Source organism: Ensifer sp. R1-3, from assembly GCF_056739175.1.
The window spans coordinates 854447-877628 of the sequence record NZ_CP096516.1 but is presented as its reverse complement, the minus strand read 5'-3'; the positions used below and the strand labels follow the sequence as shown (position 1 = coordinate 877628).

Genomic DNA, 23182 nt, shown 5'->3' with positions numbered 1-23182 from the left:
GCTGCCGGGCCCGCCGCTATCGCGGTCACCCATGCCGGGGCGCATGATCCGCGCCCTCACAAGGAATAGAAGCGAGGCCTGCGGTCGCCGCAGGCGTCGTGGGAGGACTCCCGATGGCCCTGACGCCCGCACTCACCAGACACATCCGGCGACCGAAGATCTTCGCCTCCCTCGACGAGGTCACACGGTCTTCCGGGCAGCCGGCCGGCCCCGTCTTCGATGTTTCCAACCCATCGACCGGCGAGCTACTGGCGACGCTTCCCGACATGGGAATCGATGACGCACGCACGGCTATCGACGCGGCCGCCCTCGCCCAGCCTCTCTGGGCCGGCAAGCCGGCCAAGGATCGCAGCATCATCCTGCGCCGCTGGCATGACCTGATCGTCGAGCATGCCGACGACCTCGCCGCGATCCTGACGGCCGAAATGGGCAAGCCCGTCGGCGAGGCAAAGGGAGAAGTCCTGCACGCCGCATCCTATGTCGAGTGGTACGCGGAGGAAGCCAAGCGCGTTTACGGCGAGACCTTCCCGGCACCCGCCAACGATCGGCGTATGCTCGTGATCAAGCAGCCGGTCGGCGTAGTCGGCACGATCACGCCCTGGAATTTCCCGGCCTCGATGGTCGCCCGCAAGATTTCCCCGGCGCTTGCCGCCGGCTGCACGATCGTCCTGAAGCCCGCCGAACAGACGCCGCTGGTGGCAGGCGCGATGTTCGTGCTTGCCGAGAAGGCAGGCTTCCCCGAAGGCGTGCTCAATCTTCTCTACGCCTCCGAAGGCGCGCCGATCGGGCGCGAACTCTGCGGCAATCCCAAGGTCCGCAAGATCAGCTTCACCGGATCGACGGAGGTCGGAAGGCTGCTGATGCGGCAATGCTCTGACCAGATCAAGAAGGTGAGCCTCGAGCTCGGCGGCAATGCCCCCTTCATTGTCTTCGACGACGCCGATATCGACGAGGCGGTGGACGGCGCGGTCCAGGCGAAATTCCGCAATGCCGGCCAGACCTGCGTTTCGGCGAACCGCATTTATGTGCAATCGGCGGTGCATGACGCATTCGCCGAGAAGTTCGTCACGCGCGTGCGCGAACTCACGGTCGGTGACGGTTTTGCTCCCGACGTCGCCATCGGTCCGATGATCGACGCCCACGCGATTGACAAGATCGAGGCGCATGTGGCCGACGCCGTAGCCAAGGGAGCGCAAGTGCGCTCGGGCGGCAGCCGGATCGGAACGACCGGCACCTTCTTCGAACCGACCGTGCTTACCGGCATCTCGCACGACATGCGCATCGCCCAGGAAGAGACATTCGGGCCGATCGCCCCGATCATCCGCTTCGAGACCGCCGAGCAGGTGGTGGCCGAGGCGAACGATACGATCTACGGTCTCGCCGCCTATTTCTACGCCGAGAACCTCAAGCGGGTCTGGCATGTCGCCGAGGCTCTGGAATACGGCATGGTCGGCATCAATACGGGCCGCATGTCTTCCGAGGCCGCTCCCTTCGGCGGCATCAAGCAATCGGGCATCGGCCGGGAGGGCTCCCGCCACGGTCTCGAGGACTATCTCGAGATGAAATATCTCTGCATGGGAAACATCTGACCGGGCCTGTCGGCACGATTAGGTCCTGAGCCGTCTTCAACGAGCACGGATGATCGCCAGCGTATGGCGGGCGATCATCAGTTCCTCGTCGGTGGGCATGATGTGGAGCGCGACACGGCTCCCTGCCTTCGAGATGACCGAGGCGCCTGCATCGTTTGCGGCCGGATCGAGCTCCGCGCCGAGCCAGGCGAGACCTTCGGAAACACGGGCCCGGATCGGCGCGGAGTTTTCGCCGATACCGGCGGTAAAGACGAAAGCGTCGAGGCCGCCCAAGGCTGCGGCCAGCATGCCGGCATCGAGCGCGCAGCGATGCACGAAATGGTCGATCGCGAAGGAAGCGCGCGGGTCATCGCTCTCCAGAAGCTCGCGCATGTCGTTCGATATGCCGGAGAGACCTTTCAAGCCGGACCGATGGTAGAGGAGGTCCGACACAGCTTGTGCACTCATACCCTGATCCGTGAGCAGGTGGAGAACGACGCCGGGATCCAATTGGCCCGGTCGCGTGCCCATCGGCAGCCCGTCAAGCGCGGTAAAGCCCATCGTCGTCTCGACGCTGCGTCCGTCCTTCAGCGCGCACATCGACGCGCCGCTGCCGAGATGGGCGACGATCACCCGGCCGCGGGCGACCTCCGGCGCCACCTCGCGCAGCCGACCGGCGATATATTCATAGGAAATCCCATGAAAGCCATAGCGCCGCACACCCTGCTCATAGAAGGTGCGCGGCAGGGCGTAGCAATCGGTGTGTTCGGCACGGCCCCGATGGAAGGCCGTGTCGAAACAGGCAACCTGCGGCACGTCCGGCTTGATGTCCATGGCGAGCCGGATCGGCGCGAGATTGTTGGGCTGGTGCAGAGGCGCGAGGTCCTGATAGCTTGCCAGACGGTCGAGCACCGTCGTTTCGATCAGCACCGGCCGGACGTAATCCGGACCGCCATGCACCACCCTGTGGCCGATCGCCCGGAGGTCGAAACCGCGAAGCGTCGCCAGCCAGTCGCGTGCTACCGAGAGGGCCTCGGGAAGGTCGGGAACGGCGGTCGCATCTAAGCGCCGATTGATGAGCTCGGTGCCGTCGGCTGCCGTCGCCTTCAGGCGCGGCTGGGTTGCGATGCCGTCCAGTTTCGCACGAACCTGCCGCTCGAGCCCCGCCGTGGCGATCCCGAAGATCTGGAACTTCAGGCTGGACGAGCCGGCATTGATGACGAGCAGCGCTTCCATCGGATAGGAGCTTCGCACCGAAGCGGGGCTGCCGCAAGACGACCCTTGAAATTCAGGCCGCGGCTTGCCAATTGGGAGCAAACATCAAGGAGGCCGAAAACGCGATGAGTGAAGTCGAAACGTCCGTAGAGAAACATGTCTTCGAAGCCGATGTGGCGAAGCTGCTGCACCTGATGGTGCACTCCGTCTATTCCGACAAGAACGTCTTTCTCCGCGAGCTGATTTCGAACGCGGCCGACGCCTGCGAAAAGCTGCGCTACGAAGCGATCGTCGCCCCGGAGCTCCTCGGCAGCGATCCCGCCTCGCGCATCACGCTGACGCTCGACGAGGAGAATGCCCGCCTGGTCATCGAGGACAACGGCATCGGCATGGGCCGCGACGAGCTTGTCGAATCGCTGGGCACGATTGCACGCTCCGGCACGCGCGCCTTCATGGAGCGGATCGAAGCAGCGCAGAACAAGGACGGCGCCCAGCTCATCGGCCAGTTCGGCGTGGGCTTCTATTCGGCCTTCATGGTCGCCGACAATGTCGATGTCGTTTCCCGCCGCGCCGGTACCGACAAGGCCTGGCACTGGGCATCCGACGGCAAGGGCAGCTACACGGTTTCGGCGGTCGATCTCGCAGACGCGCCGGCGCGCGGTACGCGCATTACGCTGCATCTGATGGACGAGGCCAAGACCTTCACCTCGCGCTGGACGGTCGAGCGCATCGTCAAGGAGCAGTCCGGTCACGTGCCGGTTCCGATCTCGATCGTCGAAAAGCCCGGAGCAGAACCGGCACAGGTCGCAGACGGCACGGCGCTCTGGACGAAGCAGAAAAGCGAGATCAGCAAGGACGATTATACGGATTTCTATCGCGGCGTTGCCGGGCAGTATGACGAGCCGGCGCTGACGGTACATTTCCGCGCCGAGGGGCGCCACGAATATACCGCGCTTGCCTTCGTGCCGGGCTCGAAGCCCTTCGATCTTTTCGACCCCGATCGCAAGGGCCGGATGAAGCTCTACGTCAAGCGCGTCTTCATCACCGACGAGGCGGAGCTGCTACCGCGCTACCTGCGCTTCGTGCGCGGTCTTGTCGACACGGCCGACCTGCCGCTCAACGTCTCGCGGGAAATGATCCAGGAAAGTCCTCTTCTCGCAAATATCCGCAAGGGGCTGACGAACCGCGTCCTGACAAGCATCGAAAAGCTTGCGGAAAGCGATTCCGAGGCCTTCGCCAAGATCTGGGAAAACTTCGGCAGCGTGATCAAGGAGGGCATTTACGAAGATTTCGAGCGGCGGGGCCAGCTTCTTGCGCTGTCGCGCTTCCGCACGACCGCGGATGACGACAAGCCGCGTGCCTTGAGCGACTACGTCAAGGAGATGAAGGAAGGCCAGTCGGCTATCTACTACCTGACCGGCGACAACCTCGCCCAGCTGAAGGCGTCGCCCCAGCTCGAAGGTTTTCGCGCCCGCGGCATCGAGGTGCTGCTCCTGACGTGCCCGGTCGACAGCTTCTGGGTGACGACCGCGCCCGACTTCGATGGAAAGCCGTTCAAGTCGATCACGCAAGGTGCGGCAGATCTCGCGGGCATCGCCAAGAATGACGATGCGGCCGCCGCTTCCCCGGAAGCAGGCGCCGCAGTCACCGACTTCGTGAGCTTCGCCAGGGAGACTCTTGGCGAGGCTGTTTCAGACGTGCGAACCTCCGACCGGCTGACGGAAAGCGCCGTCTGCCTGGTTGCGCCCGAACAAGGACCGGACCGGCAGCTCCAGAAGATGTTGCAGGGTGCCGGGCGTATCGAGGGCGCGCCAAAACCCGTCCTCGAAATCAATCCCGGCCATCAGCTGATCGCCTCGCTTGCCACCTGCCCCTCGGAGGACAAGGCCTTCCGCGAGGACGCGGTCAAGCTTCTTCTCGACCAGGCACGCGTCCTCGACGGCGACAGGCCCGAGGACCCGCGTGCCTTTGCAGAACGGCTGTCGCGCGTATTCGGCCGTGCTTTGAAGGAGTGAGGCATTAACGTTTCGATGTTTCAATGAAGCCGTGAAAGGCTCTTGGAGAAAAGCCCCTCATCCGGCCTGCCTGCCACCTTCTCCCCGCAAGCGGGGCGAAGGGGACTCGCGGCGGCCTCGCACTCGTCCCCTCGCCCCGCTTGCGGGGAGAGGGTTAGGGTGAGGGGCATATATTCAGGGCTCAAATTAACTTATCCGCCCTTCGGCGAATTCATTCCGATCTCCGCCAGCACCTCCGCCGTATGTTCCCCGAGCCGAGGCACGCCACGGTCCAGCGCAAGGGTTGCGCCGGAAAAGCGGATCGGCGTTCTGACGCCCGGCGATGTTCCCGCCGCTGCACCGGTATGCGGCGTGTCCACCCGCATCTGCCGATGAACAATCTGCGGATCGGCGAATACGTCGGCGACGGTGTTGATGGGGCCGCCGGGAACGCCTGACGCTTCGAGCTTTTCGAGCAGCGTGTCCCTCTCGTACTTCGCGGTTTCCGCCGCAAGTTCCGGCGTCAGGCTGTCGCGGTGCTGCACGCGGTCTGCATTGGTGCGGTAGCGCGCGTCGGCCGCGAGGTCCGGTCGGCCGAGGAGTTCGCAGAATTTCACGAATTGCCGGTCGTTGCCGACGGCGACGATCAGGTGCCCGTCGGAGGTCGGGAACACCTGGTAAGGTGCGATATTCGGATGGGCATTGCCGAGCCGGCGCGGCGCCTTGCCGGAAACGAGAAAGTTCAGCGCCTGATTGGCGAGCACGCCCGTCATGCAGTCCAGCAGCGCCATGTCGATCTGCTGGCCCTCGCCCGTGCGTTCCCGCTGCGCCAGGGCCGCCTGAACGGCGATGACACCATAGAGCCCCGTGAAAATATCGGCAAAGGCAACGCCGATCTTTTGCGGTTCGCGATCCGGCTCGCCCGTCAGGTCCATGATGCCGCTCATGCCCTGGACGATGTAGTCGTAGCCGGCGCGATGAGCATAGGGCCCGTCCTGACCGAATCCGGTCACCGAGCAATAGATGAGCCGCGGATTGACTTTGCTCAGACTTTCATAATCGAGGCCGTATTTGGCGAGGCCGCCGACCTTGAAGTTCTCGAGCAAAACGTCGGATTGCGCGGCAAGGCGGCGCACCGCCTCCTGCCCCTCTGCGGTCGTAAAATCGAGAACGACAGACCTCTTGCCGCGGTTGCACGCGTGGAAATAGGCGGCATCCAGCCTTTCGTCGTCTTCGCCTGTCACGAAGGGAGGTCCCCAGGTCCGGGTGTCGTCTCCGGCCGGGCTCTCGACCTTGATGACGTCAGCGCCGAGATCGGCGAGGGTCTGCCCGATCCAGGGCCCCGCTAGAATGCGGGCAAGTTCGAGCACGCGGATGCCCTTGAGCGGCGCTTCCATAGCGGCGGCGCTCAGAAGAAGGCCTGCAGCCCGGTCTGGGCGCGGCCGAGGATCAGCGCATGCACGTCGTGCGTGCCCTCATAGGTGTTGACGGTCTCGAGGTTCATCATGTGGCGCATGACCTGATATTCCTCGGAAATGCCGTTGCCGCCGTGCATGTCGCGGGCCATGCGTGCGATATCGAGTGCCTTGCCGCAATTGTTGCGCTTGACGATGGAGATCATCTCCGGCGCCATGCGGCCTTCGTCCATCAGCCGTCCGACCCGGAGCGAGCCCTGCAGCCCGAGCGCGATCTCGGTCTGCATGTCGGCGAGCTTCTTCTGGAAAAGCTGGGTCTGTGCGAGCGGTCGGTTGAACTGCTTGCGGTCGAGACCGTACTGGCGGGCCGCATGCCAGCAGAATTCGGCCGCCCCGAGCGCGCCCCAGGAAATTCCGTAGCGAGCACGGTTGAGGCAGCCGAATGGTCCCTTCAGCCCCTCGACATTCGGCAGCAGCGCCTCCTCTCCGACCTCGACATTGTCGAGTACGATTTCGCCGGTGATCGAGGCGCGCAGCGAGAGCTTGCCTCCGATCTTCGGTGCGGAAAGGCCTTTCGCGCCTTTTTCCAGCACGAAGCCCCGGATGGCATTGTCATGCGCTTCCGATTTCGCCCAGACGACGAATACATCGGCGAGCGGCGCATTGGAGATCCACATCTTGGAGCCGACCAGACGGTAGCCGCCCTCGGTCTTGATCGCCCGGGTCTTCATGCCCGCCGGATCGGAGCCGGCGTCCGGCTCGGTCAGCCCGAAGCAGCCGATCCACTCGCCGCTGATAAGCTTCGGAAGGTACTTCCGCTTCTGCTCTTCCGAGCCGTAGGCGAAAATCGGATAAATGACGAGCGACGATTGCACGCTCATCATCGAGCGATAGCCGGAATCGACGCGCTCCACCTCGCGTGCGACGAGACCGTAGGCGACGTAGGACGCGCCGACGCCGCCATAGGTGTCGGGCACGGTCACGCCGAGCAGGCCGAGGTCGCCCATCTCGCGGAAGATCGACGGGTCCGTCGTCTCCTCGCGGTAAGCTTCGATCACGCGCGGCTGCAGCTTTTCCTGGGCATAGGCGCGCGCCGTGTCGCGGATCATCCGCTCGTCTTCGCTCAGTTGATCCTCGAGGAGGAACGGATCGTCCCACTGGAATTGGCTTTTGCCGGCCATCTCTATCTCCCGTCGCATTGTCGCGTCTGTGTTATCGCAAGCCGGATCAAGGCTTTCAAACGAAATTGAGACACTGGCTCATGCGCCTGCTGCATGATTCATCTGATCGACGCATTGGCGATTGGCCTTGTGCAAGCGACCATTCTTCTGAATATGCATAAAGTACATTTTCGCTCCGCCGGCCACCATGACCAACAACCGCCTTGAACGTTTCGCCCACAATCTCGATTGGAACCTGTTGCGCACCTTCGTCGTGGTCGTCGAGGAAGGCAGCATCACGGCGGCCGCAAATCGGCTGCTCCTGCAGCAGCCCGCCGTCAGCATGGCCCTCAAACGGCTCGAGCAGACCATCGGGCAGAAACTGATCGACCGCCGTCCGGGGCGTTTCGATCTGACGGAAGCAGGTGAGAAACTGCACCTCCAGTGCCGCGACATCTTCGCGGCCGTCATTCGCCTGCCGCACGTTCTGGAAACGGCGGGCGAGGAGATCACCGGCCATCTCAACATCCATGCGGTGAGCCACGCCCACAATCCCGCCTGGGACCGGAAGCTCGGCAGCTTCTTCCGCATGCATCCGAAGGTCACGATTTCCATGACGGTGGCAACGACCGTCGACGTGTTGAGCGCCGTCGAGCGCAACATTGCGACGATGGGTCTCTGCGACGGCATCATACCGGAGGGTTTGAACAAGAGCTTCCACATACGCGAACGCTACGCGCTCTACTGCGGCCGCGGCCACCGGCTTTTCGGCGTCGAAGGTGTCGATTTCCACGATCTGCGCGGCGATCCTTACATCGCCTTCATAGCGGATGTGCTCGGCGGTCAGCACATGAATTCCGTGACCGCAGTCCGCGCCGTAGGCTCCTTCGGCCAGCAGGTTCGGGGCGTCTCCTGCAACGTCGAGGAGGTTATGCGGCTGATCGCCGCCAATGTCGGGATCGGCATGCTGCCCGACCATATCGCCAGCGAGGCCCTCGCGGCGGGAGATTTGTGGCAGTTGCCCCCCTATCGCGACCTGCCGACGACCGACGTTTTCCGCATTTCGAATCCGAATTCCATTCTCAATCCGGCCGAAGCCGCCTTCCTCGCCCATGTCGCCGACACCCAAGCGTTGGATCATTGCTACCATCAGCAGGATTGATAACGACATTTTCCACTATAAATTTGAGCGGTGCCCGAACCGTCCCTATTCTCCGCCGGCAAGTTGCGGGAGCGGTACATGCCAAACTACGACGTCGTGATTATCGGGGGCGGGATCGCCGGCTTGTCGCTCGCCTATTTTCTGAGCCCGCATCGTTCCGTCGCCGTCCTGGAACGGGAGGAGGCGCTCGGCTATCACAGCACCGGCCGCTCGGCCGCCGAGTTCGTTCTCAGATACAACGCGCCGGAGATCTGCAAGCTCGCGACGATATCGAGGGCCTTCTTCGATCGGCCGCCGGAAGGCTTTAGCGAAGTGCCGCTGCTAAGGCAGCGCGGCGGCGTGATGATCGCCGGTGCCGGGAAACTCGATCGATTTGAAAAGCTGCTCGCCGAAGAACGCGAATTCACACCAGAAATCCAGCGGCTCACGAAGGACGAGGCGCTTGCCTGCGTTCCGATCCTCAAGCCCGACTATGTCGCAGCCGCCTTCCACGACCCGAATTTCTGGGACATCGAAGTCGAGAACCTGCTCCAGGGCTACGTCAAGGGCGCCCGCCGCAACGGCTGCGACATCCTCGAGCGCCATGAAATCCGTGCCGCTCGGCATCATGGATCGGGCTGGCTGCTGGGCACGGCGGCCGGTGAGATCGGGGCCAAGGTCGTCGTCAACGCGGCCGGTGCCTGGGCGGACCCGGTTGCCGGGGTCTTCGGCGTAAGCCCGAGCGGCATCGTCCCGCATCGGCGCACCGCCATCACCGTCGACCTGCCTGCAGGCATAGATGCAGCAAAGCTTCCGGAAATCAACGAGGTAGACGAAGACTTTTACATGAAGCCCGAGGGAGGGAGGCTGCTCGCCTCGCCCGCCGACGCGACGCCGTGCGAAGCATCGGACGTTCAGCCGGAGGAGATCGACGTCGCCTGGGCCGCACACTACGTCGAGGAGGCGACGACGGTCCCGGTAAGAAGAATCGTCAAGAGCTGGGCGGGTCTGCGCAGCTTTTCCCCCGACCGGCTGCCCGTCATCGGTTTTGCGCCAGGCTGCCCGGATTTCTTTTGGCTGGCCGGCCAGGGCGGCTATGGGATCCTCACTTCGCCTGCGCTTGGCGCGCTGGCGGGCACCCTTCTGCGCGACACCGCACCGCCCGCAGGCTTCCGGGCCGAAGGGCTCGATCCCCGACAATTCGACCCGGGTCGCCTGCAGAGCTGAAGCAATTTCGCGAACCGGGTCGCAATCGCGACAAATTCCCGCCCGCAGACGTGATACCTAGCTCGACAAAGGGCAGCGCGCCCAGCCAATTGGAAATCGCCGATGCTTGGTCTGCAATCGATCTCGAGTTCCGATCTCGGATCGGCCCTGACGGGCCACGGGATCATCACGGTCGACGAGTCGGCGCTCGGGCAAATCGAAGCGGGAGCAGATCGCGTCCTCGAAGAGGTCGGCATTCGGTTCGAGGACGACCCGGAGACGCTCGACCTCTGGCGCGAGCACGGCGGTATCATAAAGGGCGACCGCGTTTTCCTCGAAGGGTCTCGCCTGCGTCAGATCATCAGGGGAAGCGCACCGCAGAGCTTCGTCCTTAGAGGCCGCAATCCGGACCGCGACACCGGAATAGGCGCTGGCCAACCTGCGGCCATCGCACCGATCTACGGCGCGCCGAACGTCCTGCTCCCTAACGGCCGCCGCGCTGCCGGATCGCTGGAGATTTACCGACGGCTGGTCTCGATGGCCCATGCGGCACCGGCAATCTCGAACACGGGCCACATGATCTGCGTGCTGAACGATGTGGCGGAGGCCGACCGGCCCATGGAGATGGCGCTCGCCCACCTCACACTGTCCGACAAACCGTTCATGGGCACCATCGCATCTCCGGAAGCCGCCGAACAAGTGATCGACGCGGTCTCGATGGCGGTCGGGCGGGAGCCGAAGGCCGGAGAATGCGAACTGCTGCACTTGATCAACGCCACGCCGCCGCTGACGTACAAGGAAAATCCGCTGAAGTGCCTGCGCGCGATCGCGCAGCGCCGTCAGGCTTGCATGGTGACCTCCTACATGATGATGGGAGCGACGTCGCCGGTGACCGGTGCAGGCACGTTGATTCAGGGATATGCCGAGGTCCTGGCAGGGCTGGCCCTCGCACAGCTCTGGTCGCCGGGCGCGCCGGTGGTGATGGGACTGTTCGGCATTCCCTTCGATATGCGCAGCATGCTGCCCTGCTATGGCGATCCTGCCTCGCATCTGGTGCAGATCTATGCGGTCCAACTCGCTCGCCGGCTGGGCGTGCCGGTTCGCGGCGAAGGCGGCGTCACATCGGCTAAGATGGACGACGGCCAAGCCGGCAGCGAAGGCGCGCGTGCGACCGCAGCTTCGTTGCTTTCCGGCGCCGATTTCATCCTCCACGGGGCCGGCTGGCTCGAACAGGGCCGGTGCGTCTCCATCGGCAAGTTCAAGCGTGAAGCCAAGGCGATTGCCGAAAGCTGCGGCTTCGGCACCGACCAATCCGCACTTCCGCTGCCGTTCGATCCGCGGTTGGAAGCCGACCTGCGCCGCAGGTTGCGGGGGTGACGGGTCTCACAGGTCACGATGACTGCGGCCGAAGCGTTCGAGGTTCATGAACCGCACCTGTGCACTGTTACAGAACCTACACGAAACTGACACTGCGCTTTCATGAAGCGCGGATATGGCAGGGTCATACCGATGACCGGTCTCCCCGAAAGAGGAACTGCTGCCAATGTTTCAGTTGAAGAACGTAACCCGCCAGTTCGGCAAGAAGACAGCCGTCAGCTCGGTTACCTTCGACATACCGCAGGGTCAGATGGTTGGCATTATCGGTCGCTCCGGCGCCGGCAAGTCGACACTCCTGCGCATGATAAACCGTCTCGTGGACCCCTCCTCCGGCTCGATCGAATTCGCCGGCCTACAGGTCTCCTCGCTCAAGGGGGCGGCTCTGCGCAATTGGCAGCGCGACTGCGCGATGATTTTCCAGCAGTTCAATCTGGTGCCTCGACTCGACGTGCTGACCAATGTTCTCCTCGGGCGACTGAACCATCGATCCACCGTACTGAGCGTCCTCAACATGTTCAGCCGCGAAGAGCGCATCATGGCGATCGGTGCACTGGAGCGTCTGGGGATCGAACAGACCGCCCTTCAGCCGGCCGGCACGCTCTCGGGTGGGCAGCAGCAGCGCGTCGCAATCGCCCGCGCGCTGATGCAGCAGCCGAAGGTGCTGCTCGCCGATGAGCCGATCGCGTCGCTCGACCCGCTCAACGCCAAGATCGTGATGGACGCGCTGCGCGACATCAACGAGCGCGACGGCATCACCGTGATTACCAATCTGCATACGCTCGATACCGCGCGGAACTATTGCGAGCGGGTCATCGGCATGGCGCATGGCCGTGTCGTCTTCGACGGGCAGCCGAAGGATCTTACCGCCGCCGCGGTCGCGGCGATCTATGGCGCGGAAACGGCGATCGAGGAGTCGATGACCTCGACCAGCATCAACACCCCCGCGGAAGCCCCGCGGGAAACAGCATCGGCCGGCTTGAAGCCGCTGGCACTGGCCGGCCCTTAAGGTCCGCCGCGATCGAATGCCCGCGTCAAGGGCGCCTTTTCGAAACCGAGAAAGACCCCGGCGCGTCCGGGAAAACGGGAGAACGAACCCAATGCTTAAAAAAGCTCTTCTGAGCGCGGTCGCGCTTTTCGCCCTCGTCGGCCACGCACAGGCCGAAGACCTGAAGGAATTCCGCGTCGGCATCATCGGCGGCGAAAACGAAGCCGACCGCCTGCGCAACTACCAGTGCCTCGTCGATCTGCTCCCGGCAGCCATCGGCGTCGAGAAGGTCTCCCTCTTCCCGGCGGCCGACTATGACGGCGTGATCCAGGGCCTCCTCGGCGGCACGCTCGATTACGCCGAACTCGGCGCCTCCGGCTATGCCAAGATCTATCTCGCCAAGGCAGACGCGGTCGAGCCGATCCTGACGACCGTCCAGACCGACGGCTCCACGGGCTATCATTCGATCATGGTCGCCCGCAAGGACTCGGGCATTACAAAGCTCGAAGACCTGAGGGGCAAGAAGCTCGGCTTCGCCGATCCGGACTCGACCTCGGGCTATCTCGTTCCCCTCGTCACGCTGCCGGAAGCGATCGGCGCGCCGGTCAAGGAATATTTCGGCGAGACCGGCTTCGGCGGCGGTCACGAGAACCTCGTGCTTGAAGTCGTGAAGGGCACCTTCGATGCCGGCACGACCTTCGGCTCGGGCGTCGGCGAGTTCAAGGACGGCTACACCTCGGGCAACCTGCGCAAGATGGTCGACAAAGGTATCGTCGACATGAACGACCTCGTCGAACTGTGGAAGTCGCCGCTGATACCGAACGGCCCGATCGTCGTGCGTACCGCATTGAACGACGACATGAAGGCCAAGTTCAAGCAGTTCATGATGGATCTGCCGAAGACCGATGCAGCCTGCTTCTCCGCCATCCAGGGCGGCGACTTCACCGGTTTCGTCGAGGTCAACAGCGATTTCTACAAGCCGATCATCGACGCCCGCAAGGCGACGATCGGCGGCTGATCGCCGAACGCGTCATCCTGCGCCGGCCGCCAAGCTGCGGCCGGCGTTCGACTATCGGGCACCTGCAGCCGCCGCTCCGGATCGTCTCGATCAAACGATCCTACTTTTTGAAACGACGCACTTCCTCTTCCCGGAAGCGCTCTAGAGGCCGGCCCCCAGCCGGAAACCCAATGGCCACTTCCGTGTCTACACGGCACCTCAGCGAGAACGGCGCTCTTATCGAGCGTCACTGGCAGGAGCTCAACAATCGCCGGCGTCTCTATACCTGGCTCGGTCTCGCATTTCTCGCGTTGACGCTTTTCAGTTCGCTCTGGTTCGCGAACGAGTCGAACGCGGGCAAGTTCTTCGACCGGCTGCCGCACTTCTTCGATTTCGTCGGACATCTCATGCCGCGCGATCCGATAGAGATCATTCGCGCCCTCTTCGACCTGCCTTCGCCCTATGACGACGGCAGTTTCAAATACAATTACCCGGATGGGCGCCTCTATGTGACCGAGAGCTTCTACATCCCGGAATATGTTCACAAGATGCTGGAGACCGTGAACATCGCCATCTTTTCGACTATCATCGGAGTCTTCTTCGGCTTCATCCTGTGCTTCCTCGCCGCGAAAAATCTGATGCCCAATCCCTGGATCAGGGGCATCGTACGCCGGCTGATGGAAATCCTGCGCGCCTTTCCGGAAGTCGTCATCGCCGGCTTTTTCCTGGCAATCCTTTCGCTTGGGCCTATTCCCGCCATCGCTGCGGTGTCGATCCACACGATCGGCGCGCTCGGCAAGCTGTTCTTCGAAGTGGTCGAGAATGCCGACATGAAACCGGAGGAAGGTCTGCGTGCCGTCGGCGCCAACTGGATCGAGCGGGTCTGGTTCGGCATGGTCCCCCAGGTGCTGCCCAATTTCACCAGCTATTTTCTGCTCCGGCTCGAAATCAACGTGCGCGCCTCGACGATCATCGGCGCCGTCGGCGGGGGCGGAATCGGGGAACTCCTGCGTCTGTCGATCGGCCAGGGGCATGAAGCGAAGACGCTCGCGATCGTCCTCCTGCTCTTCGCCACGATCTTCGCCGTCGATCAGTTCTCCGCCTGGCTTCGCCGCCGCCTCGTCGGCGACCAGGCCTTTCAGCTTGCGCAATAGGACCGCATCATGATTGCCTCGACAAACCTCGATGCGCGCGAAATGGAAGCTATCGCAGCGCGCCACCCGCATCTCTTGCAGTCGTCGGCCGCCAAGCGGCGCAGTACGGCACTGATAACGGCTGGCGTCGTTCTTTACATGATCTTCAGCTGGTGGTTCTTCTCGATCGGCCACGTGCTCGCCAATGCCAATTGGGGGATTGCCGGCACCTATCTCGCAGACTGGGTATCTTACGAAGTGCGGCCCGAGATCGCCGTCGCACCCGATGGAACGATGAGCGTGTCCTTCGGGCGCAATTCGCCGCTTGGAGACGATCCGAGCCCGGAATGGGTCACGCTCGAAAAGGAGACGGTGACGCGAACCGTCGCCGCTCCGGCGACCGCGGCGCAAGTCCAGAAGCCAAAGACCGCCTCCTCTTTCAGCTTCATGGCGCCCAACGCGGCGCGCGGCGCCGACACGAATTCGACGCCGCAGGAAGATGCCGCCACGACCCGCACCGAAGAAGCCGTCACGCACGCCGTGGTGAACTTCGATAGCTCCACGCGTATCGACGTCGCCGAAAAGCTGGTGACAGTCACACACTCGGGCGAGACGCTCGTGCTTCAGGTCGACGGCGCGGACAACGTGACGCCGGAAGGACCCCTTCCCTCCTGGGCGATCCAGAAGCGGCCGGGCGAGAAGGTGACGCTGTCCTTCGGCACCACCGGCTGGGCCGAAGTGGAGGGCGACGAGGTCTCCATCCGCAATCGCTTCTTCGGCTGGGTGAATTTCCTCTTCGACACCAACTCGCCCTTCTTCGGGAAGCCATACAGCGAAGTCGCCTCCTTGATCGTCTCCGGAGAACGGCTCGATCCGGCGCGCTCAAATCTCTCCCTTGCCTGGAACAACATCCTCTACAATGCGGAATGGCAGCATCTGGACGTGTGGACCAAGCTCCTGCAGACGATCGTCATGGCTTTCGTCGGAACGCTCTTCGCCTCCTTCATCGCCTTCCCGCTTTGCTTCCTCGCGGCGCGCAACATCACGCCGAGCCGCCTCACCAATCAGTTCGTGAAGCGTTTCTTCGATTTCCTGCGGTCGGTCGACATGTTCATCTGGGCGCTGTTTTTCACGCGCGCCTTCGGGCCCGGGCCGCTCGCGGGCATCTCGGCGATCTTCTTCACCGACACGGGCACGCTGGGCAAGCTCTACTCCGAAGCGCTCGAGAATATCGACGACAAGCAGCGTGAGGGCGTCAAATCGGTCGGCGCCGCGCCGGTCGCCGTGCAGCGCTTCGGCGTGCTGCCGCAGGTCCTGCCGGTCTTTGCCAGCCAGGCCCTCTATTTCTGGGAGTCGAACACGCGTTCGGCCACCATTATCGGCGCCGTCGGCGCCGGCGGGATCGGCCTAAAGCTGTGGGAGGCGATGCGCACAAATTCGGATTGGGAAAATGTCGCCTATATGGTGCTGCTGATCTTGATGGTCGTGTTCGTTTTCGACAGCATCTCCAATCTCTGCCGATCGCGCCTCATTGGCCGTACACACTAGAGCGGGATGAGGAAAAGTGTGCGGTTTTCCGCCCGCATCCCGCGTCTCAACTTCTTGGAATCGATCACGTTGATGTTTTTGGGTCGACCCGACCTAGAATCATTGTGATCTAGAAACGGATCGGCCGATTCGGATAATGACGAACTGATTCTGATAACTGGAGCGGGAGCAGGCGAAGCTGCAAACAATCCATCCCGCTCCGAACCGATTTGCGTTCTGAGCCGATGTCATCATGATGTTGTCATGCAAATCGGCTAGCTGCGCATTTCATCCCGCGAACCATCGACTCGGGGCAAACTGCGTCGAGGCGACTGATGAAGAGAGTGTGAACCCGTGCGCTATGCAATCTACTTCGCGCCGCCGTCCGATGACCGGCTGTCGCAGACCGCCTCGCGTTGGCTGGGACGCGACGCGTTCACCGGCGGCGCCCTGGACTGCCCGGAAAATCCGGCAATAGGATGTGAAGAGCAGATGGCATTGACGACCGAGCCCCGCCGTTACGGTTTCCACGGGACGCTGAAGGCACCCTTCGGGCTTAGCTCCAGCCGCCGTGAAGCCGACTTGATCGCGGCTTTCGACGAGTTCGCCGCGGAGATCGAGCCGTTCGAAGTGCCGGAGATCGTCCTGCATCAGATCGGCCCCTTCTTCGCGCTCGTCTCCGCCGAGCCTTGGCCGCCCCTGCAGCGCCTTGCGGAGCAGGCGGTTCGCCGTTTCGAGCCATTCCGGGCGCCGCTTTCGGAAGCCGATCTCGCCCGCCGCAATCCGGAGAGGCTTACGCAGCGTCAGCGCGAGTACCTGGCCGCATGGGGCTACCCATACGTCTTCGAGGAGTTCCAGTTCCATCTGACACTTACGGGGCCGGTGCCGGAAGAAATGCAGCGGCCCATGAGAATGGCGCTCGAAACGGTCTTCGCCGAATTCATCGGCAAGCCGCTTGCCGTCTCGACGATTGCGCTTTTCGCCGAAGAGCGCCGCGGCGCTCCTTTCACCGTCCATTCCCTGCTGCCGCTTGGCGGCGCATCCGAACGAAAGATCGCATGACATGCCCAAAGAACAGGTTTTGACCAACGCCCGCATCGTTCTGGAGGACCGGATCCTCGACGGTTCGGTGCTGATCCGCGACGGCAGGATCGCCGACATTTCCGAAGGGGCGAGCGCCGCGGGCGAGGATTTCGAGGGTGACTACCTGCTGCCCGGGCTGGTCGAACTGCACACCGACCATCTCGAGGCGCATTATTCTCCGCGCCCCGGGGTTCGCTGGCTGAAGATCGCGGCCATCCAGGCCCATGACGCCCAAGTCGTCACCTCCGGCATCACCACCGTCTTCGATTGTCTGCGCCTGGGCTCGGACGAGGACAGCGGCTTTCCGAAGGGCGAGATGCGCAGCATGGCCGATGCGCTCGCCCAGGCCAAGCAAGAGGGCCGTTTGCGGGCCGATCACCTGATCCATCTGCGCTGCGAAGTGTCGACCGCCGACGTGCTGGAGCACTATGAGGACTTCCGGAACGACCCGCAGGTCCGTCTGGTTTCGCTGATGGACCACGCGCCCGGGCAGCGCCAGTTCCAGACGATGGACCAGTACACGCTCTACTACAAAACCAAGCGCGGCCTTACCGACGATGCCTTCGCCGCATTCATCGAGCGTCAGCAGGCGCTCTCGGCTCGCTATGCGACACCGCATCGAAACGCGCTCGCAAAAGCCTGCGCCGAGCGCGGCATCACGGTCGCCAGCCACGACGATGCGACGGTCGAGCATGTCGAAGAATCGATCGGCTACGGCATTCGCCTTGCGGAGTTCCCGACAAGCTTCGAGGCGGCGGAAGCCTCGCACCGCGCGGGCCTCAGCGTATTGATGGGCGCGCCCAATATCGTGCGCGGTAAGTCACATTCCGGCAATATCGCCGCGCGCGATCTCGCGAAGCGCGGCGTCCTCGACGTGCTTTCTTCCGATTACGTTCCCTTCAGCCTGATCCATGCGCCTTTCATTCTGGCAGACGAGGTCGAATCGATCGGCCTTCCCGAGGCCATTGCGATGGTGACGGCGACGCCCGCCCGCACAGTCGGGCTCGAAGATCGCGGCCGGATCGCCGTGGGGCTGCGCGCCGACATCGCGCGCGTTCGCCGGCCGGAGGGCATACCGGTCGTCCGCTCGGTCTGGCGCGAAGGACGGCGTGTCGCATGACCACCGCCGATCGAGTATCCGGAACGCTCATCGTCGTCGTCGGTCCGAGCGGTGCCGGGAAAGACAGCGTCATGGGCTTTGCCGCCCGCCATTTCGCGCAGCGGCCCGATATTCTCTTCGTCCGGCGGGCGATCACAAGACCGTCGGATGCAGGCGGCGAAGTGCACGAAAGCGTGTCCGACGCCGAATTCGAGGAGATGAGCCGGAGCGGCGCTTTCGCCGTTTCGTGGCAGGCGCATGGGTTGAGCTACGCCATCCCGGCAGAGATCGCCGAAAAGATCGCCAAAGGCATGACCGCGATCGTAAACGGCAGCCGCGCCGCCCTCCCCGCCATTCGTCAGGCGTTCGGTACGATCGCCGTTGCGGTGATCACCGCCGAGCCGCCGGTGCTGGCGAAGCGGCTGGCGGAGCGCGGCCGGGAGAGCGAGGAAGACGTGCTCCGCCGCCTGACGCGGCAGGCACCCGACGTCATCGCCGATGCCGACGTAACGGTCATCGACAACAGCGGCAGGCTGGATGTGGCGGGCCGGCAATTCGTCGCGCTGGTCGAGCGGCACTCAGCTAAGCGCCATCACCCTGCCTGAAGAAGAGGCGGGCGGTTCTTTATCGCGCCTCGCCTTGTGCCAGGGCCTCCTCCTCTGCATCCTCGATCTTCTTGACCATGGGCAGGTCCACCGCGGCGGTGATAATGGAATCGAGGAGGCCGGGAAAGCGGATGTCGAGATCGTCGCGCCGCAGCGTGATCAACCGGCTGGTACCGGAGACCTCGGTACGCGTGATGCCCGCCTCGCGCAGCTTGGCCAGATGATAGCTGATATTGGTCTTGGAGCCGAAATCCGTGAAGTTCAGGCACATGGTCGGCCGTCCGGCGCGGCGGGCGAGATAGCCCACGATCGCCAGGCGCGTCGGATCGCCGAGGGCCACTAGGACATTGGACAGGGTGATCTGATCGGCGGTGGGATGCGGTAGGGTCATTGGATCCACGATTAGCAGTCTCGGCATATTGACACGGCGAGCAACCAAGTTCAATAGTTCAATATCTTTTGAACAAGCGGGGTCTCCCGATGGACAAGCGCATCATCTGGCTCGCCGTTGGCTCTTTTACGATGAGCACGGTCGGCTTCGTCTTTTCAAGCCTTTTGCCGTCGATCGCTGCCGACACGCACACGACCATTCCCCGTTCGGGGCACCTGATCACGCTGTTCTCGCTTTCCTATGCCATCGGCGCGCCGCTGCTTTCGGCCCTGGCCGGCGCGGCGGACCGGCGTCGACTGCTGGTGACTGCAATGCTCGTATTCGTCGTCGGCAACTGCATCGCGGCGATGAGCGTCTCCTTCACCACGCTGCTGCTCGCCCAGATCGTGATGGGAATGGCAAGCGGACTGTTTGCCGCCACGGCGCAAGCGGCGGCGGTTTCACTGGCAGGACCGGAGCACCGCGCATTGGCGATTTCAATCGTGGTGGGCGGCACCACATTCGCCGTGGCGCTGGGCGCGCCTCTCGGCGCGCTGATTGCCGCCTTCTGGGGATGGCGCGGCACGTTCGGGGCGGTCGCTCTGCTTGGGCTCACCTGCGCTGCCGTGCTCTGGCTGCGCCTGCCGCGGGGCCTCAGTGGAACGAAGCTGACAATGTCCGAGCGCTTCGGCGCCATCGGCCGTCCGGGCGTGGCCTCGTCGCTCATGGTGACGTTTCTGTATCTCACCGGCGGCTTCATGATCATCTCTTATCTCGCCCCGCTGGCGATCGACGGAGCCGGGCTTTCGCAACTGGCGCTGCCGGGGCTGTTGCTCGCCTTCGGGGTCGGCGCGGTGATCGGCAATCTCTCCAGCGGCTATCTGGCCGACCGGCTCGGCGCCACGCGCGTGGTGACAGCTTCGCTGATCTCCGCGCTCGCGGTCTCGCTGATGATCGCCTTCGGCCTGCACTTCCTCACGCGCGATCTCGCCGGCTTGCTGCTGATCGGCATAATGGTGCCATGGGGAATCGTCGGTTGGGCGTTTCCGCCGGCCCAGGCGAGCCGCATCGTCGGCTTCGCGCCGGAGGTTGCCCATTTGACCCTGTCGCTCAACGCCTCGGCGATCTATCTCGGCATCGCGACCGGCACGGCGATCGGCGGACGGGTGCTCGAGAATACGGCTGCCGCGGATCTCGGCTTCTTCGCGGCACTGTTTCCGGTGGCTTCACTCGCCGTCCTTTATGCAGGACTGCGATCCCATCGGCGGCGCCTGGCGACTGCGGCGGCGGAATAGCTTCCCGCTTCCGCATAGTCGCCGACGCAGGCCAGACCTCAGTTCTCTCCATAAGCCCCGGACGGAAGTTCGGGGTTTTTCTGTGGTGCGCCCGGCGGAGCGAGAAGTCAGCAGAGGTCGTAGTAGCCGTATCCGCGGCGAAGGACCGAACGAAGAGGAGGGCTTGAGGCATAGCGATGCAGGAAGCCAGGCATCAGATGCCCGCGAGAGCGGGGGTAGTGTGCTGAAGGTTCTGCAAATTCACTGAGAGAGGCGGTCATGGCAGGCTGGTGATGTTGACGTCACCTGATTCCCTGGAAGGAACGCCACCATGACCAAGACTGAAGGTAAGACAGCCAGCGCCGCCGTCAAAGACATTTTGCTTTCGAACCCCGATGGGCTGCGCGAGGTGATCCGCACGGTGATGCAGGAGGTGCTGGAAGCGGAGATGGACGAGGCGCTGGGAGCTGCGAAAGGCGAGCGCACGCCGGAGCGGCTCGGCTACCGTTCGGGCCACTATGGCCGCACGCTGATCACGCGGGTGGGCAAGCTCGAGCTGCGGGTGCCGCAGGATCGCTCGGGGCACTTCTCCACCGAATTGTTCGAACGCTATCAGCGCTCCGAGCGGGCGCTGGTGGCAACCTTGGCGGAGATGTATGTGCAAGGGGTGTCGACGCGGAAGGTCAAGGCGATCACCGAGGAGCTGTGCGGCCATGCCTTCTCGGCGTCATCGATCTCGGCGATCAACAAGCGGCTGGACGAGAGCCTGAAGGCCTTTGCCGAGCGCCCGCTTCAAGAGCCGTTTGCCTACCTGATTCTCGATGCCCGTTATGAGAAGGTGCGCGAGGCCGGTGTGGTGATGAGCCAGGCGGTGTTGATCGCTGTCGGCATCGACTGGGACGGACGGCGGCAGATCCTGTCGGTCGAGATGGCCGGCCGTGAAAGCCGTTGCGCCTGGAAGGACTTCCTCGTCAGGCTGAAAGGGCGCGGTTTGAAGGGCGTCGAACTGGTGGTCTCCGACGACCATGCCGGTCTCGTCGCGGCAATTGGCGAGGTGATCCCGGAAGCTGCCTGGCAGCGCTGTTACGTGCATTTCCTCAGGAACGCCCTCGATCACCTGCCGCGCAAACATGGCGACGATTGCCTGCAGGAGCTTCGATGGCTCTATGATCGCCGCGACCTTGATGAGGCGAAGGCCGATCTCGCCGCGTGGCTGGGAAAATGGTCGGTCCGCTATCCGCGCCTGACCTCCTGGGTTGAGGAAACCATCGAGCAGACGCTGACCTTCTTTCGTCTGCCGCGCCAGCATCACAAGCACCTCAAGAGCACCAACATGCTGGAACGCCTCAACGAGGAAATCCGCCGCAGAACCTACGTCGTGCGCATCTTTCCCAACACCGAGAGCTGCCTACGACTCGTCCGCGCCCTCGCCGTCGAAACCCACGAAAACTGGATGGAGGCCAATCGCTACATCAACATGGACGACCTGCGAGAGCACAAGAAACTCGCACTCCGTCAAGCCGCATGACCAGCACGCATGACCGCCCATTTTGCAGAACTTGACGCACACAACCAGAGCGGGGCGGTCCGGGGGGAGACAGGGTGAAGCCCTGTCTGAACCGGGCAGCGATGAAGCGACCTGCCCGCGCTGTGACGCGCAGAGCACAGGGCCGGGGCTGCTGGAAGCGGCCCTGGCGCGCGAGAACCTGCAAAGAGCCTGGAAACGGGTGAAGGCCAACAAGGGCGCGGCTGGTGCGGACGGTCTGTCCATCGAGGCGACCGCGGCTCATCTGCGCACGTCGTGGCCTGACATCCGCGAACGGGTTCTGGCGGGAACGTACCGGCCGATGCCGGTGCGACGGGTGACGATCCCGAAACCGGATGGCGGCGAGCGCGAGCTCGGCATCCCGACGGTGACGGATCGCTTGATCCAGCAGGCGCTGCTGCAAGTGCTGCAGCCGCTCCTTGATCCCGCTTTCAGCGAGCACAGCCACGGCTTCCGGCCGGGCCGCAGTGCGCATGGGGCCGTGCTTGCGGCGCAATCCCTTGTGCAGTCGGGCCGGCGGATCGTCGTGGACGTCGACCTGGAGAAGTTCTTCGACCGGGTCAACCACGACATCCTGATCGACCGCCTCAGCAAACGGATATCGGACAGGCGGGTTATCCGCCTGATCCGGGCCTATCTGAACAGCGGCATCATGGACCATGGCGTGGTCCAGGAGCGGGTGATGGGCACGCCGCAAGGCGGGCCGCTGTCGCCGCTTCTGGCCAATGTGCTGCTCGATGAGGTGGATAAGGAACTGGAACGCCGGGGCCATTGCTTCGTGCGCTATGCGGACGACTGCAACGTTTACGTTGGCAGCCGCAAGGCGGGCGAACGGGTCATGGCGCTTCTGCGGCGGCTTTACGGACGGCTGCACCTGACGATCAACGAGGGCAAGAGCGCGGTTACCAGTGTGTTTGGCCGCAAGTTCCTCGGCTTCAGCTTCTGGCGGGACCGGGATGGCGCGGTCAAGCGCAGGGTGGCCGACAAGCCGCTCAAGGCGTTCAAGCGCCGCGTCCGGCAACTGACCCGCCGTTCGGGCGGGCGCAGCATGGCGGAAGTGGCCGAGCGCCTGCGCGTCTATGTTCTGGGTTGGAAAGCCTACTTCCGGCTGGCACAAACTCCAAGGCTCTTCAAGGAGCTGGAGGAGTGGATGCGTCACCGGGTGCGCGCGATCCAGCTCAAGCACTGGAAGCGTGGCAAGACCACCTACAAGGCCCTGCTTGCCAAGGGCGCCAAGCCCGAAGTGGCACGGCAGATCGCGGTCAACAGCCGCAGATGGTGGCGCAACAGCGGCATGTTGCTCAATTCGGTCCTAACCCTCAGGTGGATGGATGCCCTCCGTATCCCCCGCCTCGCCTGACCTCAACTCTTCGAACCGCCCGGTGCGGACCCGCATGCCGGGTGGTGTGGCAGGGGCGCGGTCACAACGGCCGCCCCCTATGCCGATCCTGTTTTCGTGCTTCTGGCCGGCAGCTCCCATCGCGTTA

General features: G+C 63.5%; 19 protein-coding genes. 15 read left to right on the top strand and 4 right to left on the bottom strand.

Going from position 1 to position 23182, the window contains the following annotated elements:
* The first annotated feature begins 113 nt into the window (after positions 1-113).
* Complete coding sequence (locus M1D43_RS21380; protein WP_010975707.1) at positions 114-1589, top strand: NAD-dependent succinate-semialdehyde dehydrogenase; 1476 nt, start codon at positions 114-116, stop codon at positions 1587-1589.
* Positions 1590-1625: 36 nt separating this feature from the next.
* Here M1D43_RS21380 and M1D43_RS21375 read toward each other — a convergent pair whose 3' ends face one another.
* Positions 1626-2804 carry an acetate/propionate family kinase gene (locus M1D43_RS21375; RefSeq protein WP_014527208.1) on the bottom strand — a complete coding sequence of 393 codons (1179 nt, stop codon included), beginning with the start codon at positions 2802-2804 and terminating at the stop codon, positions 1626-1628.
* A 104-nt stretch (positions 2805-2908) separates the two neighbouring features.
* Between M1D43_RS21375 and htpG the strand changes: the two genes are divergently transcribed.
* Positions 2909-4798 carry a molecular chaperone HtpG gene (gene htpG / locus M1D43_RS21370; protein WP_014527209.1) on the top strand — a complete coding sequence of 630 codons (1890 nt, stop codon included), beginning with the start codon at positions 2909-2911 and terminating at the stop codon, positions 4796-4798.
* Positions 4799-4989: 191 nt separating this feature from the next.
* Here htpG and M1D43_RS21365 read toward each other — a convergent pair whose 3' ends face one another.
* Both M1D43_RS21365 and M1D43_RS21360 read right to left on the bottom strand, forming a co-directional pair.
* On the bottom strand, positions 4990-6174 hold the full coding sequence (locus M1D43_RS21365) for a CaiB/BaiF CoA transferase family protein (RefSeq protein ID WP_010975704.1): 1185 nt from the start codon (positions 6172-6174) through the stop codon (positions 4990-4992).
* A gap of 11 nt (positions 6175-6185) precedes the next feature.
* Positions 6186-7373 (bottom strand): acyl-CoA dehydrogenase, encoded by a 1188-nt coding sequence (locus tag M1D43_RS21360; protein ID WP_013850703.1) that lies wholly within the window; start codon positions 7371-7373, stop codon positions 6186-6188.
* Positions 7374-7560: 187 nt separating this feature from the next.
* Here M1D43_RS21360 and M1D43_RS21355 point away from each other — a divergent pair, with 187 nt between their 5' ends.
* From M1D43_RS21355 to phnN, 10 genes are all read left to right on the top strand, one after another.
* The gene (locus tag M1D43_RS21355; RefSeq protein WP_014527210.1) at positions 7561-8514 is read left to right on the top strand and encodes a LysR family transcriptional regulator; all 954 of its coding nucleotides are present in this window, start codon (positions 7561-7563) and stop codon (positions 8512-8514) included.
* 78 nt (positions 8515-8592) lie between these two features.
* Positions 8593-9720, top strand: coding sequence for an NAD(P)/FAD-dependent oxidoreductase (locus tag M1D43_RS21350; RefSeq protein ID WP_013850705.1), 1128 nt, complete (start codon positions 8593-8595; stop codon positions 9718-9720).
* Between the two features lie 102 nt (positions 9721-9822).
* Positions 9823-11076, top strand: coding sequence for a trimethylamine methyltransferase family protein (locus M1D43_RS21345; protein ID WP_010975700.1), 1254 nt, complete (start codon positions 9823-9825; stop codon positions 11074-11076).
* Positions 11077-11242: 166 nt separating this feature from the next.
* Positions 11243-12082, top strand: coding sequence for a phosphonate ABC transporter ATP-binding protein (phnC, locus tag M1D43_RS21340; RefSeq protein WP_014527211.1), 840 nt, complete (start codon positions 11243-11245; stop codon positions 12080-12082).
* Positions 12083-12173: 91 nt separating this feature from the next.
* Complete coding sequence (gene phnD / locus M1D43_RS21335) at positions 12174-13079, top strand: phosphonate ABC transporter substrate-binding protein (RefSeq protein WP_014527212.1); 906 nt, start codon at positions 12174-12176, stop codon at positions 13077-13079.
* Between the two features lie 170 nt (positions 13080-13249).
* A complete protein-coding gene (phnE, locus tag M1D43_RS21330) occupies positions 13250-14212 on the top strand; it encodes a phosphonate ABC transporter, permease protein PhnE (protein WP_014527213.1) in 963 nt (320 codons plus the stop codon).
* Positions 14213-14221: 9 nt separating this feature from the next.
* A complete protein-coding gene (gene phnE / locus M1D43_RS21325; RefSeq protein ID WP_010975696.1) occupies positions 14222-15739 on the top strand; it encodes a phosphonate ABC transporter, permease protein PhnE in 1518 nt (505 codons plus the stop codon).
* A gap of 333 nt (positions 15740-16072) precedes the next feature.
* Positions 16073-16780 (top strand): DUF1045 domain-containing protein, encoded by a 708-nt coding sequence (locus M1D43_RS21320; protein ID WP_013850708.1) that lies wholly within the window; start codon positions 16073-16075, stop codon positions 16778-16780.
* A gap of 1 nt (position 16781) precedes the next feature.
* On the top strand, positions 16782-17921 hold the full coding sequence (locus tag M1D43_RS21315; protein ID WP_014527214.1) for an alpha-D-ribose 1-methylphosphonate 5-triphosphate diphosphatase: 1140 nt from the start codon (positions 16782-16784) through the stop codon (positions 17919-17921).
* Positions 17918-18505, top strand: a complete 588-nt coding sequence (gene phnN / locus M1D43_RS21310; RefSeq protein ID WP_013850710.1) for a phosphonate metabolism protein/1,5-bisphosphokinase (PRPP-forming) PhnN — start codon at positions 17918-17920, stop codon at positions 18503-18505. Before M1D43_RS21315 ends, phnN begins: the two co-directional genes overlap by 4 nt.
* A 19-nt stretch (positions 18506-18524) precedes the next feature.
* On the opposite strand, the gene M1D43_RS21305 is transcribed toward phnN, so the two are convergent.
* A complete protein-coding gene (locus tag M1D43_RS21305) occupies positions 18525-18896 on the bottom strand; it encodes an ArsR/SmtB family transcription factor (protein ID WP_013850711.1) in 372 nt (123 codons plus the stop codon).
* 89 nt (positions 18897-18985) lie between these two features.
* On the opposite strand from M1D43_RS21305, the gene M1D43_RS21300 reads away from it, so the two are divergent.
* The 3 genes from M1D43_RS21300 to ltrA all read left to right on the top strand — a co-directional run bounded on the left by M1D43_RS21300 (position 18986) and on the right by ltrA (position 23055).
* Complete coding sequence (locus M1D43_RS21300) at positions 18986-20170, top strand: MFS transporter (protein WP_010975690.1); 1185 nt, start codon at positions 18986-18988, stop codon at positions 20168-20170.
* A 310-nt stretch (positions 20171-20480) separates the two neighbouring features.
* Positions 20481-21677 (top strand): IS256-like element ISRm5 family transposase, encoded by a 1197-nt coding sequence (locus M1D43_RS21295; protein ID WP_153313422.1) that lies wholly within the window; start codon positions 20481-20483, stop codon positions 21675-21677.
* A 22-nt stretch (positions 21678-21699) separates the two neighbouring features.
* Positions 21700-23055, top strand: a complete 1356-nt coding sequence (gene ltrA, locus M1D43_RS21290) for a group II intron reverse transcriptase/maturase (protein WP_498814214.1) — start codon at positions 21700-21702, stop codon at positions 23053-23055.
* Positions 23056-23182 lie beyond the last annotated feature (127 nt).

What these genes read in the sequence shown, in the direction of transcription:
- M1D43_RS21380 (WP_010975707.1), top strand. Translation starts at nt 114, where the DNA reads ATGGCCCTGACGCCCGCACTCACCAGACACATCCGGCGACCGAAGATC.
- M1D43_RS21375 (WP_014527208.1), bottom strand. Translation starts at nt 2,804, where the DNA reads ATGGAAGCGCTGCTCGTCATCAATGCCGGCTCGTCCAGCCTGAAGTTC.
- htpG (WP_014527209.1), top strand. Translation starts at nt 2,909, where the DNA reads ATGAGTGAAGTCGAAACGTCCGTAGAGAAACATGTCTTCGAAGCCGAT.
- M1D43_RS21365 (WP_010975704.1), bottom strand. Translation starts at nt 6,174, where the DNA reads ATGGAAGCGCCGCTCAAGGGCATCCGCGTGCTCGAACTTGCCCGCATT.
- M1D43_RS21360 (WP_013850703.1), bottom strand. Translation starts at nt 7,373, where the DNA reads ATGGCCGGCAAAAGCCAATTCCAGTGGGACGATCCGTTCCTCCTCGAG.
- M1D43_RS21355 (WP_014527210.1), top strand. Translation starts at nt 7,561, where the DNA reads ATGACCAACAACCGCCTTGAACGTTTCGCCCACAATCTCGATTGGAAC.
- M1D43_RS21350 (WP_013850705.1), top strand. Translation starts at nt 8,593, where the DNA reads ATGCCAAACTACGACGTCGTGATTATCGGGGGCGGGATCGCCGGCTTG.
- M1D43_RS21345 (WP_010975700.1), top strand. Translation starts at nt 9,823, where the DNA reads ATGCTTGGTCTGCAATCGATCTCGAGTTCCGATCTCGGATCGGCCCTG.
- phnC (WP_014527211.1), top strand. Translation starts at nt 11,243, where the DNA reads ATGTTTCAGTTGAAGAACGTAACCCGCCAGTTCGGCAAGAAGACAGCC.
- phnD (WP_014527212.1), top strand. Translation starts at nt 12,174, where the DNA reads ATGCTTAAAAAAGCTCTTCTGAGCGCGGTCGCGCTTTTCGCCCTCGTC.
- phnE (WP_014527213.1), top strand. Translation starts at nt 13,250, where the DNA reads ATGGCCACTTCCGTGTCTACACGGCACCTCAGCGAGAACGGCGCTCTT.
- phnE (WP_010975696.1), top strand. Translation starts at nt 14,222, where the DNA reads ATGATTGCCTCGACAAACCTCGATGCGCGCGAAATGGAAGCTATCGCA.
- M1D43_RS21315 (WP_014527214.1), top strand. Translation starts at nt 16,782, where the DNA reads ATGCCCAAAGAACAGGTTTTGACCAACGCCCGCATCGTTCTGGAGGAC.
- phnN (WP_013850710.1), top strand. Translation starts at nt 17,918, where the DNA reads ATGACCACCGCCGATCGAGTATCCGGAACGCTCATCGTCGTCGTCGGT.
- M1D43_RS21305 (WP_013850711.1), bottom strand. Translation starts at nt 18,896, where the DNA reads ATGACCCTACCGCATCCCACCGCCGATCAGATCACCCTGTCCAATGTC.
- M1D43_RS21300 (WP_010975690.1), top strand. Translation starts at nt 18,986, where the DNA reads ATGGACAAGCGCATCATCTGGCTCGCCGTTGGCTCTTTTACGATGAGC.
- M1D43_RS21295 (WP_153313422.1), top strand. Translation starts at nt 20,481, where the DNA reads ATGACCAAGACTGAAGGTAAGACAGCCAGCGCCGCCGTCAAAGACATT.